Here is a 12,484-nt window from a genome sequence, read left to right on the forward strand (position 1 = left end):
CATGAAACCCAAGCGTCTTTCGATCGCACTGGCCGCCGCGGCGGCAGTCGTCCTGTCCTTCCTCGTCGCCCCGACAGCCCAAGCCGCCCCTGTCACCGCGTCGTTCACCAAGGTGTCCGACTGGGGCAGCGGCTTCGAGGGCAAGGTGACCGTCACCAACGGCACCAGCAGTCCGCTCAACACCTGGTCGATCGCCCTGGACTTCCCGTCCGGCTACTCGGTCAGCAGTTCCTGGGACGCCCAGCGGACCAGTAGCGGGCAGACCCACACGTTCACTCCGCCCAGCTGGGCCGGGCCGCTGGCACCGGGCGCCAGCGTCACCTTCGGCTTCAACGGCAGTCCGGGCAACTTCCCAGGCCTGGCAGCGTGTCGGCTCAACGGCGGCTCATGCAGCGGCGGTGGCGGCGGCACGGTCCCCGGCGCACCCAGCGGCCTCACCGGTACGCCGTCCGCCTCGTCCGTCAGCCTGTCCTGGTCCCCGGTGGGCGGCGCAACCAGCTACAACGTCTACCGCAACGGCACGAAGGTCGGCAGCCCGACCGGTACGTCGTACACGGACTCCGGCCTGACCGCGAACACGACCTACAGCTACCAGGTCAGCGCGTCCAACAGCATCGGTGAGGGCGCCAAGAGCGGCACGCTCTCGGTCAAGACCACCACCGGCGGCGGCAGCGAGAACCCGGCCCGCCGCGCGGCGCCGTACCTCTACATGGGCTGGGGCAATCCGCCGAGCCCGACCACGGTCATGAACGCCACCGGCATCAAGTGGTTCACGATGGCCTTCATCCTGTCGTCCGGCGGCTGCAACCCCGCCTGGGACGGCGTCCGTCCGCTGCAGGGCAGTGTCGACGCCACGGCGATCGCCCAGATCCGCGCGGCCGGCGGCGACATCGTGCCGTCGATCGGCGGTTGGAGCGGCAACAAGCTCGGCCCCAACTGCAGTACGCCGGAAGCCCTGGCCGGCGCCTACCAGCAGGTGATCAACGCCTACAACCTGAAGGCGATCGACGTCGACATCGAGAACAGCGACGAGTTCGAGAACGAGGTCGTGCAGGACCGGATCCTGACCGCGCTGAAAATCGTCAAGCAGAACAACCCCGGCATCCAGACGATCCTGACCTTCGGCACCTCGACCAGCGGCCCGAACTACTACGGCAACCGGCTGATCGAGCGGGCCGCGGCACTCGGCGCGAACATCGACGTCTTCACGCTGATGCCGTTCGACTTCGGCAGCAGCAACATCGCCAACGACACTTTCAACGCCTCCGTCGGACTGAACAACAAGCTCAAGGCCGTCTTCGGCTGGACCACCGCGCAGGCCTACGCCCACCAGGGCATCTCCGGCATGAACGGCCTGTCCGATCAGCAGGAGATGACCACCACCCAGACCTGGCAGACCATCACGAACTGGGCCAAGAGCAACGGTCTGGCCCGGCTCGCGTTCTGGTCGGTCAACCGGGACCGCGGTTGTGCCGGCGGCGGGGTCGTCGCGCACTGCAGCGGTATCGCCCAGCCGGACTGGGAGTTCACCCGGATCACCGCCGGGTTCTGACCGGGCCGAGCAGACCGTTCCGCACCGGGGCAGGAGAACAGGCATTCTTCTGCCCCGGTACGGCGGTCCCGGCCGGGCCTGATCTGGGGAGACCGCGTGCCCGGCCGTGCTCAGGTGAACCGTCCCGCCAGCCTCACAGGACCCGGTACCGGCGGCAACGGTCTTGCAGCTTCCTGCGAGGCGAGAATCTGCCTTTTCGGAACCCCGGCGGCTGGCCCGCCGTGGCTACGCTGGCTGACATGACACAGATCCACCTGCGGTACTACGGCGAGCTGGCCGCTGACAGCGCCGGTACGACAGACGAACGGTCGCCGCTGGTACTACTGCACGGGCTCGGCTTCGACCGGCGCCAATGGGGTCCGCTGCTCCAAGAGCTGGCAGTGCTCGACCCTGGCCGCCGGACCGTCGCCTTCGACCTGCCGGGCCACCTGGACTCCCCCGGACGCTCGTCGTACGACCTCAGCGACGTCGCCGACGTCCTGCACCAGGCGGTTGTCGAGGCCGGGCTCGCCAGCCCGCTGCTGGTCGGCCACTCGATCGGTGGAGTGCTCGCGACGATCTACGCCGCCAAGTACCGGACGAGTGGTGTGGTCAACATCGACCAGCCACTCCTGGTCGGCCCCTTCAAGGACGTGCTGGCCAAGCTGGAGCCGACGCTGCGCAGCCCGGCGTACGGCGAGGTGTGGGAGACCATGCTCGCGGGGATGCACATCGACCAGTTGCCGCAGGAGGCCCAGACGCTGGTCCACGCATCCACCCGGCCGAGTCAGGAGATCTTGCTCGGCTACTGGCGTGAGGTGATGGAGACTCCGGCCGACGTGCTCCGGGCCGCGCGCGAGGCGGACCTGCAGGCGATCGACGTGCCGTACGACTACGTCACGAGCGACGAGCCGAGTCCCGGGTATCGGCAGTGGCTGGAGACGCATCGGCCGAACACCAGGATCACGGTGCTATCTGGGAGCGGGCACTTCCCGCATCTGGCTCACCCGGGCGAGCTGGCGAAGTTGCTGGCCGGCTGAGCCTCGACGAACGACCGGAACCGCTCAGCTGCCGGTGACAGCGTCCCGTGCAGCCGCCAGCTGAGCCCGATGTCCCGACGAGCCCGTACGCCGGCCAGCGGCACCGGCGTCGCTCCGCTCTCCGTCCCGCGCACCGCTCCCCCGGGCAGGACAGCGACGCCGAGTCCCGCACCGACCAGGCGGTCGATGGTGGTGAGGTCGGTCGACTCGAACGCCACTGACGGGGTGAACCCGGCGGCCTGACACAGCTCGTCGGTGAGCCGCCGGAACCCGAAGTCCGGCCGTAGTCCGATGAACGGCTCGGTCGCCGCCTCGGCCAGATTGATCCGCTGCCGCCCGGCCAGCGCGTGGCCCGGCGGCACATACAGACACAACCGCTGACGCTGGAGCAGATGCCACCCGAAGCGCGCAGCATCCGGCCGTGGCCCGGTGATGGCCAACTCGGAGTCGCCGGACTCCAAGTCGTGCACGATGTCGTGCGACGCCTGCTCCCGCAGCGCGAACCGGATCGCCGGGGCGACCGCGCGGAACGCCGTCAGCAGATCCGGTACGACGCCCGTCGCGACCGAGTGCAGGAACGCCAGCCGCACGGTTCCCGACTCGGGGTCGACCAGCGCGTCGATCCGCTGCCGCGCCGCGTCGACCGCCGCCGTACCGGCCCGGGCCGCCTCCAGCACGATCCGGCCGTACGGGTTGAGCCGCAGTCCCCTGTGCTCGCGCTCGAACAGTGGGACACCGAACGCCGCCTCGACCCGGCGTAAGGAGCGCGAAAGGTTCGGCTGACTCGTGCCTAGAGCCGCTGCGGCCGCTGTCAGGTGCTCGGCCTCGCCGAGCACCACGAACCACCGCAGATCATCCACATGCATGCACAAATCGTATCGATCACCACCGAGGCAGACATTTTACGTATGTCAGAACATCTGGCACCGTCGAAAGCGTGCAGACCTCGACGGTGACGGGCCATCGCCCCGGCAGTGCCGGGTACCGCAGGCTCTCTGTCGCTCTGTTCGCCGCGGGTCTGGCCACTTTCGCGATGCTCTACAGCACCCAAGCTCTACTGCCCGAGCTGGCAACAGCCTTCGGCGTCTCCGCGGGCCAGAGCGCATTCAGCGTGTCGTTGGCCACACTCGGCCTGGGCGTCGCCCTCCTGGTCGCCGGCCCGGCCTCGGAAGTGCTCGGCCGGACCAGGCTGATGCGCTGGTCGGTCGTGGCCGCCGCGGCCATCGCGGTCCTGTGCGCGCTCGCTCCGAACTGGCCGACCCTGCTCGCACTCCGCGGCATCCAGGGCGTCGCGCTGGCCGGACTCCCCGCCGTCGCGATGGCCTACCTGCGCGAAGAGGTGCACGAGGACAGCCACGCCCGAGCCAGCGGCCTCTACATCGCCGGTACGGCGGTCGGCGGCATGACCGGTCGCCTGATCGCCGGAGGCCTCGCCGACCTGGGCGGATGGCGTACGGCGCTCGGTGGGATCGCCGTCCTCGGGGTGGCCTGCGCGGTGCTGCTGATCGCGCTGCTCCCCGAGTCCCGGAACTTCACCGCGACGCCCGCCAACCCTCGCACGCTGCTCCACCAAACCAGCAAGGTGCTCAAGGATCCGGCCTTGCTGATGCTCTACGCGATCGCGGCGACCGCGATGGGCGCCTTCGTCGCCGTGTACAACGCGAGCGGCTTCCGGCTCGCGGCGGCGCCGTACGATCTCGGGCCGGGGCTCGCGAGCCTGGTCTTCGTGGTCTATCTGGTCGGTTCAGCCGCGTCCGCCACGGCCGGACGACTGGCGGACAGCTACGGCCGGCACCTGGTCGTTCCGATCGGCTGTCTGGTCACACTGGCCGGTGTGGCGATCACCCTGACGCATCAGCTCGCCCTGATCGTCCTGGGACTCGCGGTGATGACTGCCGGGTTCTTCGCGGTCCACGGCGTAGCCAGCGGGTGGGTCGCCGCCCGGGCACACGCGACCGGCGGCGGGACCGCGCAGGCCGCCAGTCTCTACCTGTTCGCCTACTACCTGGGTTCGTCGGTCTTCGGCGGCCTGGCCGGAGCCGCCTGGACACATGCTGCCTGGCCCGGCGTGACCGCGGAGGCGGGAGCGTTGTTCCTGCTCACACTGCTACTCGCCCTGATGCTTAGGCGCCGGGTGCGAAACTAGCTGGGTGACCAGAGCTACCGAAGCGGCCGACACCCTGGGACTGGCCTACGAGGAGACCCGGCACGGCCGGGTGAACTCGCTCGAGGAGGCCGCCGCCGCGCGCGGGATCGAGCCGGCCAAGCTGATCAAGACGATCGTGGTGCGGCTGGCCGACGACGACTACCGGTTCGTCCTGGTGCCCGGCGACCGGGAGATCGCCTGGCCCAAGCTGCGCACCCTGCTCGGGGTGAACCGGATCTCGATGCCCAGCGCGGACACGGCGTTTGACGTGACCGGGTACGTCCGCGGCACGATCACCCCACTCGGCAGCACGCACGACTGGCCGGTCATCGCCGACGAGCGGATCACCGGGACGATCTCGATCGGCGGCGGCGACCACGGCGTCGGCCTGACCGTCGACGCCGACGCCCTGCTCAAGGCCGTCAACGCCACGGTGGCCGACGTCACGGACTAGGAGACACGCCCTGGTTCAGCAAGCCTCGCTGACCCGCCCGCAGGCCCGCCTGGAAGCGAGTGGTCGCGTCCAGCGCCTTGAGGATCCGCTGCATCCGTCGCTCGACCGTCCGCTGCGCGACGCCGAGCCGCCGCGCGATCGCCTGATCGGTGAGCCCGGCCGCGGCCAGTGCCAGCAGCTGCTGATCGTCGGCCGACAGGGGTCCGTCGGACGGCTCGAAACTCAACGGCGTCGCCTGCTGCCACAACAGCTCGAACAGTCGCAGCAGCCCGTCCAGCAAGCTCGACGGTCCGAGCTCGACCATCACGTCGGGCCCGGACTGCAGCAACCCCGTACGCCGGTCCGCCACGACCAGCTTCAGCGGTACGTCGCGCAGCATCCGGCACGACGTCCCGCCCGACCGAGCCGCAGCCAGCTGAGCCGGGTCGGCCAGCGCGCCCAGGTCGTAGACGACGCGGTACTCGACGCCGGTGCTCCGTCGCGACTCGACCGGCAACCCGGCGGGCATGCCCAGCACCACCACCTCGGTCCGCGCGACCTGCTGCGCCTGCTGGTAGCGCTGCGCGATCGCCTCGGCGCCACGGATCACCGTGAACGGCCCGGACTCGGTCGCGGCGCGGAACTCCGCGGTGAGTACGGACGCGCCCAGCCGGGCCTCGACGATCGCGGCCTGCCTGCGCAGCGCCAGCAGCTCGACCGCCGCCTCTGGCACGGCCGGGGTGTAGCGGGCCGGGCGCCCCGGCGTACGAGAGGCCAGGCCGAGGCTCAGCAAGGACCTGAGGTGGCGGGTGACCCGGGCAGCGGGCCAACCGGTCAAGCCGGTCAGCTCGGTCGTGGTGGCTTCCGGCCGGGCCAGAAGCGCCCGGTAGAGCTGCTCGTCCTCCGAGCAGACACCGAGCGCCTCCAGCACCGGAGCGGGGCGGTAACTGTGCATCAGGGCAGCGAGTGGACGTGCGCGCCGACCTGGTTGGAGAACTGGTTGCCGTTGCTCGCGTCCCAGTTGGTCGACCAGGTCATCGCACCGCGCAGCGTCGGCCAGGTGGTGCTCGGCTTGAAGCTGCCGCAGTTGGTGCCCTTGGTCAGGCAGTCCAGCGCGTTGTTGACGATCGTCGGCGAGACGTACCCGCTACCCGCGCCGCGCGTGGACGCCGGCAGCCCCAGACCGACCTGGTCGGGCCGCAGCCCGTTCTGCAGCATGATGCAGGCCTGCGCGGTGATGAAGTCGACCGAGCCCTGGGAGTAGACCTGGCCGTTGCAGCCGTTCATCGCGCCGGAGTTGTAGTACTGCACGTTGACCACGGTCAGGATGTCCTTGATCGCCAGCGCCAGCTTGAAGTACTCGAACGCCGGGGACTGCATGTCGATCGTCTGCGGAGCCATCGCGATGATCAGCCCGGTGCCGAACTGGCTGTGCAGGCTGCGCAGCGCCTGGCCCATGTACTGCGCGTTGACGCCGTTCTCCAGATCGATGTCGATCCCGTCGAAGCCGTACTCGCGCAGCACCGACAGCGCGGTGTTCGCGAAGTTCGTCGCGGCCGTCGCGCTGCCGACCGAGATCGTGCCGCGCTCACCGCCGACGGACAGGATGACCTTCTTGCCGGCTGCCTTCTTCGCGGCGATGTCGGCCTTGAACTGCGCCACCGTGTAGCCGTTCAGTCCGGCACTGTCCAGGTTGAACGTGATGCCGCCGGGACGGGACGGGTCCGCGTCGGCGAAGGCCACCGCGATCAGGTCGTAGGCCGCAGGCACGTCGGAGATCCGCTGGACCGCCGCACCGTTGTTGAAGTTCTGCCAGTAGCCGGTGAGGATGTGCTTCGGCAGCGACGACGGCGGCACGGTCGGCCCGCTGGACGTCGTACCGGAAGCAGCAGCGCCGTACGGCGAGCAGTTGCCGGACGGGTCGCAGGCCCGGACCTTGAAGCTGTAGCTGGTGCTCGGCGCCAGGCCGGTGGCCGTCCAGCTGGTCACGTTGCCGACGTTCTGCGCGGCCTCGCTCCCCCGGACCACCTCGTAGTGGTCGATCCCGGAGGCGTCGGTCGCGGCGGACCAGTTCAGCCGCAGCGAGCTGGAGGTCGGGCTGCCCACGGTCAGTCCGCCCGGTGTGGTCGGCGCGGTGGTGTCCGGCGGCGGCCCGGTGCCACCCGGTCCGTCGAGCACCACGTCGTCCGCCTGGTACGCCGGTACGCCGTACCAGCCGTGCAGGTAGATCGTGGCGGTGCTCGCGTTGGCGCCGGTCGTGAAGGTCGTGGTCAGCTGGGCCCACGACGAGCTGGTGGTCCAGGTGCTGGACCCGCCGTCGGAGCCGAGGTAGACGTTCGAGCCCTTCACCCAGGCGGACAGGGTGTAGGTCGAGCTGGGCCGGACCGAGACGGTCTGACTGCACCGGGCGTTGTCACCGGCGGTCGGGGTGCCCTGGAGGGCGTAGGTACCGGTCCGGGCCGAACCGCTGACGGCGGCTCCGGTCCCGGCCGAGCAGGACCAGCCGGCCAGTGAGCCGGTTTCGAAGGTCCCGTTGGTGACGAGGTTGGTCGCGGCCGAGCTGGTGCCGGGAATCAGCAGCAGGCCGAGCAGGGCGGAGAGGACGGCGGGGATGATCGCGGCCTGGGGGCGGCGGCTTCGCGAGCGGGTCATGTGACACAAAGTGTGACGGCGCAACTACATTGTCAAGACCCTGCATAAAGTGGGAACGCTCTCACGCTCAGCAAAAGTGAGGAACTTACCGATTTCTCACGAAAGAGCCCGATCCGGGCAACATTTTCGACGCCAGCCGCATCTAGGAATCGGGGGAGACCTGCGTCAGGAAAGGCGACGGCCCCCGGCGGGGGGGTGACCGGGGGCCGTCTTCGGCCACGGGCTCGGGGGGAGGAGCCGGGGGCCGATCAGGAGGCGACAGTCTGCCACTGTCGAGGAGTATGTACCCCCCGAAACCGGCGTCCACACATCTCAGTTGTGTTGCAACCGAGCGCGTCTTCCCCGGGCGCCAGGGCCCTTGGTGAGGGCTCCAGGCCAGTGTCACTGTCACACTGCTCAACAGTCTAACGGGAGACCAGGCCACACGAAAGGCCGGGCCCTCGGCGTTTCGCCGGAGCTGTGAAAAACCGCCCCTAAACTCGACGCATGGAGCACCTGCGGACCCCGCGCCCGGCCGCCTTCTTCGATCTCGACAAGACCATCATCGCCCGCTCCAGCACCCTGGCCTTCTCCCGGCCGTTCTACGCCGGCGGGCTGATCAACCGGCGGACCGTGCTGCGCAGCGCCTATGCCCAGTTCGTCTACCTGCTCGGTGGCGCCGACCACGACCAGATGGAGCGGATGCGGGAGTACCTGTCCGCTATGTGCACAGGCTGGGACGTCCGGACCGTGCAGTCGATCGTCGCCGACACCCTGCACCACATCGTCGACCCGATCGTGTACGACGAGGCGGTGACGCTGATCGAGCAGCACCACGCGGCCGGCCGGGACGTGGTGATCGTCTCCTCGTCCGGCGCCGAGGTGGTCGAGCCGATCGGTGAGCTGCTCGGCGCCGACCGGGTCATCGCCACCCGGATGGTAGTTGCCGATGGCAAGTACACCGGCGAGATCGAGGAGTACGTCTACGGCCCGCACAAGGCGACCGCGATCGAGGCCGTGGCGGCCGCGGAAGGCTATGACCTGCAGGCTTCCTACGGTTACTCCGACTCGATCACCGACGAGCCGATGCTGGCCGCGGTCGGCCATCCGTTCGCGGTGAACCCGGACAAGGCGCTGCGCCGGCTGGCGATCTCCCGCGGCTGGCCGGTGCTCGACTTCAGCAAGCCGGTCGCCCTGACCGAGCGGACCGGGCGCTTCCGCGGCGTCCGCGGGCCGGCCGTCGCGGCCACCGCGATCGGCGCCGGACTGGCCGCCGGGGCGCTGCTGTACGCCGCCCGCCGGCGGTCCCGGACCGACGAAAACTGAACCTCACAGTAAGTTTCTCAACTTGATCAAGGCGCCCCAAACTCTTCCGCTGAAGGGGTTCGGGGAGTACAAAGGAATCAGCACAGGGACTTCGGTCCCACCGAGTAAAAGCGCACGGCAGTCAGGTACCCACGCGGCGACCAGCCCATCCCAACCGGGCAGCTCGACCCAGGCTCGATCCTGTGGCGGCAGACAAGGTGCACGCCTGGTAACCGGAATGACGTGCCAGGAACGGCGCTCTCGTCAGAGGGCGCCGTTCGCACGTCCGGCCCGAATCGCCTTACTGGGCAGAGAAGTTGAGCGGTGAACGTTCTGCCGCCAAAGCGATCACCTCGCACTCCCGCAACAGCCAGCTCTGGACCCCGGTCACTCCGCGTACGGCGTAGTCGGTCAACGCGCCCGGGTACGACGCTCCCAGTTCGAGGTGACCGACCTCCGGCACCGTGACCGCGACCTGGTCGATGCCTCGGGCAACCAACAGGACGCGCTCGGCGGCCCGGGCCACCAGCCCGTTCGCGGTCGGGAACGGGCGCAGCACCGCCAGCTCGGCGTGCACGATCGCGGCAACGACCAGTCCCGGCGCGGTGGTCGGAGCGGTCAGCGCCTTGGCCAGTCCGCTCAGCCGCTCCCACATCTCGTCCGCGGGCGGCGCCGGCGGCAGGCCGGGGATGTCGTCGGGCAGCGGCTCCCGACTGGTCCGGAGGTGTCCCAACTGGTCTGCCGGGCCGAGCTCGGCGGCCGCCAACTGGTGCAGTCTGGTCCAGACCTGGATGGGCGCGGTGCCGGCCTGCGGCGCGAGCCCCATCAGCTCCCCCGTCATCCGGACGGCGCCGGACGCGAGCGCGTCGCCTTCTCCACGCCGTACCTGCTCCAGGGTCGATGGACTGCCCGCCAGCGCCGCGGAGGCATGGGCGCCGCGCAACAGCGCCTCGGCGGTCGTGTCGGACCCGACCCGCCGCAGGCCCCGGTCCCGCAGCAGCACGTCCACCGCGTCCCGAGCCGCGCGAGCAGCAGACCCGACACCCTCCAACGCCGCCAGCGGAGCGAACACATCAGCCGTCATGACCTAGACCCTAGGATGGCGTCCCATGGCCGCCAGCACCGACTCCGCTCCCCGGTTCAGCATCGTGGTTCCGTGCCACAACGTGCGGCCGTGGCTGCGGCTGTGCCTGGACTCGGTGCTCGGGCAGTCGTTCACCGACTTCGAGGTGATCGGGGTAGACGGTGCCAGCACCGACGGGACCGGCCGGATCCTGGCCGAGTACGCCGCGGCCGACGCCCGAGTGCGAACGATCTCGCTGACCGAGGACATCGGGCTCGGCCCGACCCGGAACGCGGGGCTGAAGCAGTGCCGCGGCGACTACGTGCTCTTCCTGGACGCCGACGACCTGTACACCCCCGGCTCGTTGCAGGCGCTGGCCGAGCGGATCGACGCGACCGGCCGGCCGGACCTGGTGATCTTCGACTACGAGCGGATCTTCTGGGACGGCCGGGTGGTCCACAACCAGCAGCACGACGCGTTCGCCCGCGACGGCGACGGTGTCTTCACCGCCGCCGAGCGCCCGGTCTTCCTGACCTTTCTGGAACTGGTCTGGAACAAGGCCTGCCGGCGCGACTTCCTCACCCGGCACGGCTTCGCCTTCACCGCCGGCTACTACGAGGACGCGCCCTGGACGTACTCGACGATGCTCACCGCCGAACGGATCGCCACCCTCGACCGGGTCGTCGTGCACTACCGGCAGCACCGCACCGGCGGCAACATCCACGCCACCCGGACCCGGCGGCAGTTCGACATCTTCGACCAGTACGACCGGGTGCACGCGTTCATCACCTCCGACCCCGAGCTGGCCGGCTGGCGCAAGTTCGCGTTCGACCGGTCGCTGGACCACATCCTCGCGGTGCTGGCCAAGCCCGAGCGGCTGGCGCCGGAGGACCGGGCCGAGTTCTTCCACACCGCGCACGCCTTCGCCAAACGCTGGAAGCCCGAGGGGTACGCCGCCGACCGGACCAGCCGCGGCTTCAAGCGCTGGATGCTGATCCACGACGACTACGCGACGTACTCGACGCTGAAGCTGAGCTCGAAGGTGCTGCACGTACCGAGCCCGCGCAAGACGGTCGGCAAGCTGCTGCACCGTGGCGAGCCGGACCCGAACCTGGCCGTGTACGGTGCCTACTGGTTCAAGCAGTACGCCTGCAACCCGCGCGCGATCTACGAGAAGGCCGCCGAGCTGGTCCCGCAGCTGCGCGGGGTCTGGGTGATCGACGCCGACCACGTGGAGGCGATCCCGGAGGGCGTCGAGTACGTCGTGGCCGGCTCCCCGGCGTACGAGAAGCTGGTGCACCGGGCCAAGTACTTCGTCAGCAACATGAACCTGCCGAAGGAGCTGGAGAAGCGGGACGGGCAGATCCACGTGCAGACCCAGCACGGGACGCCGCTGAAGACGATGGGCACCGATCTGCGGCACTACCCGCGGGCGGCCAAGGACCTCGACCTGGAGGAGCTGATGCGCCAGGTCGACCGGTGGGACTTCAACATCTCCTCGAACCGGTACTCCTCGGAGATCTGGGAGCGCACCTACCCGGCGTACTTCGAGGAGCTGGAGACCGGCTTTCCCCGCAACGACCGGCTGCTGACCGCGACGCTGGACGAGGTGCGGGCGATCCGGGCCGGCTTCGGGTTCGACGACTCGCACCTGGTCGTGCTCTACGCGCCGACGTTCCGGGACTCCCAGGACGCGGTGCGGACGCCGTCCGGGCTGATCGATCTGGGTGGCGACGGGATCCACGTCGACCTGGACCGGCTGGCCTCGGCGGCCGGCGAGCACGGACGGGTGCTCGTCCGGACCCACTACTCGCTGTCCAAGGGCGCGCCGAAGACCAGGTCCGACCGGGTGATCGACGTGTCGCAGCACCCGCGGGTCGAGGACCTGATGCTGGCGGCCGACGTACTGATCTCGGACTACTCGTCGATCAGCTTCGACTACGCGAACCTGGATCGCCCGATCGTGCTGCTGGTCGACGACCTCGGTTTCTACGACACCACGCGCGGGACCTACTTCGACATCACCGAGTTCCCGCCGGGGCTGGTGGCGCGGTCGGCCGAGGAACTGTTCTCGGCACTGCAGACCGGCCGGTTCGCGGCGGCGGAGGCGGCCAAGCACCGCCAGCTGTTCCGGGAACGGTTCTGCGAGTTCGACGACGGGCGCGCGGCCGAGCGGGTGGTCCGCCGGGTGTTCCTGGGGGAGACGAAGCTGCCGCCGATCACGCCGCTGGCCGATCGCCATCCGGCTCCGTCGGCACATCGCCGGTAAAGGCGGGGCGGCACAGCTCCCCCGGCGTGCATAATGGTCCCCATGTCGACGAGCCCGGTGACCGCG

10 protein-coding genes are annotated in these 12,484 nt (G+C 69.6%); 6 read left to right on the plus strand and 4 right to left on the minus strand.

Annotated elements, in window-relative coordinates; translation table 11 throughout:
• The first annotated feature begins 1 nt into the window (after position 1).
• Positions 2-1,552, plus strand: coding sequence for a glycoside hydrolase family 18 protein (locus tag BWI15_RS40635; protein ID WP_077017846.1), 1,551 nt, complete (start codon positions 2-4; stop codon positions 1,550-1,552).
• A 239-nt stretch (positions 1,553-1,791) separates the two neighbouring features.
• On the plus strand, positions 1,792-2,571 hold the full coding sequence (locus BWI15_RS29710) for an alpha/beta fold hydrolase (protein WP_077017847.1): 780 nt from the start codon (positions 1,792-1,794) through the stop codon (positions 2,569-2,571).
• Here BWI15_RS29710 and BWI15_RS29715 read toward each other — a convergent pair.
• Positions 2,535-3,437 carry a LysR family transcriptional regulator gene (locus BWI15_RS29715; RefSeq protein ID WP_077017848.1) on the minus strand — a complete coding sequence of 301 codons (903 nt, stop codon included), beginning with the start codon at positions 3,435-3,437 and terminating at the stop codon, positions 2,535-2,537. The two genes, BWI15_RS29710 and BWI15_RS29715, sit on opposite strands and share 37 nt — an antisense overlap.
• Positions 3,438-3,508: 71 nt before the next feature.
• Between BWI15_RS29715 and BWI15_RS29720 the strand changes: the two genes are divergently transcribed.
• Both BWI15_RS29720 and BWI15_RS29725 read left to right on the plus strand, forming a co-directional pair.
• The gene (locus BWI15_RS29720; RefSeq protein WP_077017849.1) at positions 3,509-4,717 is read left to right on the plus strand and encodes an MFS transporter; all 1,209 of its coding nucleotides are present in this window, start codon (positions 3,509-3,511) and stop codon (positions 4,715-4,717) included.
• Between the two features lie 4 nt (positions 4,718-4,721).
• Positions 4,722-5,171, plus strand: coding sequence for an aminoacyl-tRNA deacylase (locus BWI15_RS29725; RefSeq protein ID WP_077017850.1), 450 nt, complete (start codon positions 4,722-4,724; stop codon positions 5,169-5,171).
• Here BWI15_RS29725 and BWI15_RS29730 read toward each other — a convergent pair.
• Together BWI15_RS29730 and BWI15_RS29735 are read right to left on the minus strand one after the other, a co-directional pair.
• Entirely contained in the window at positions 5,161-6,105 is a 945-nt protein-coding gene (locus BWI15_RS29730; protein WP_083751100.1) for a helix-turn-helix domain-containing protein, read from the minus strand. The genes BWI15_RS29725 and BWI15_RS29730 overlap by 11 nt on opposite strands.
• Positions 6,105-7,802: a chitinase gene (locus tag BWI15_RS29735; protein ID WP_077017851.1), complete on the minus strand. Its 1,698-nt coding sequence runs from the start codon at positions 7,800-7,802 to the stop codon at positions 6,105-6,107. The genes BWI15_RS29730 and BWI15_RS29735 overlap by 1 nt, the downstream gene beginning before the upstream one ends.
• Positions 7,803-8,288: 486 nt before the next feature.
• On the opposite strand from BWI15_RS29735, the gene BWI15_RS29740 reads away from it, so the two are divergent.
• A complete protein-coding gene (locus BWI15_RS29740) occupies positions 8,289-9,107 on the plus strand; it encodes an HAD family hydrolase (RefSeq protein WP_077017852.1) in 819 nt (272 codons plus the stop codon).
• 280 nt (positions 9,108-9,387) lie between these two features.
• Here BWI15_RS29740 and BWI15_RS29745 read toward each other — a convergent pair whose 3' ends face one another.
• Complete coding sequence (locus tag BWI15_RS29745) at positions 9,388-10,170, minus strand: Fic family protein (protein ID WP_077017853.1); 783 nt, start codon at positions 10,168-10,170, stop codon at positions 9,388-9,390.
• 25 nt (positions 10,171-10,195) lie between these two features.
• On the opposite strand from BWI15_RS29745, the gene BWI15_RS29750 reads away from it, so the two are divergent.
• Positions 10,196-12,418 (plus strand): bifunctional glycosyltransferase/CDP-glycerol:glycerophosphate glycerophosphotransferase, encoded by a 2,223-nt coding sequence (locus BWI15_RS29750; RefSeq protein ID WP_077017854.1) that lies wholly within the window; start codon positions 10,196-10,198, stop codon positions 12,416-12,418.
• The last annotated feature ends 66 nt before the right edge of the window (positions 12,419-12,484 follow it).

The sequence above is a fragment of the Kribbella sp. ALI-6-A genome (genome assembly GCF_001984195.1).
GTDB lineage: Bacteria > Actinomycetota > Actinomycetes > Propionibacteriales > Kribbellaceae > Kribbella.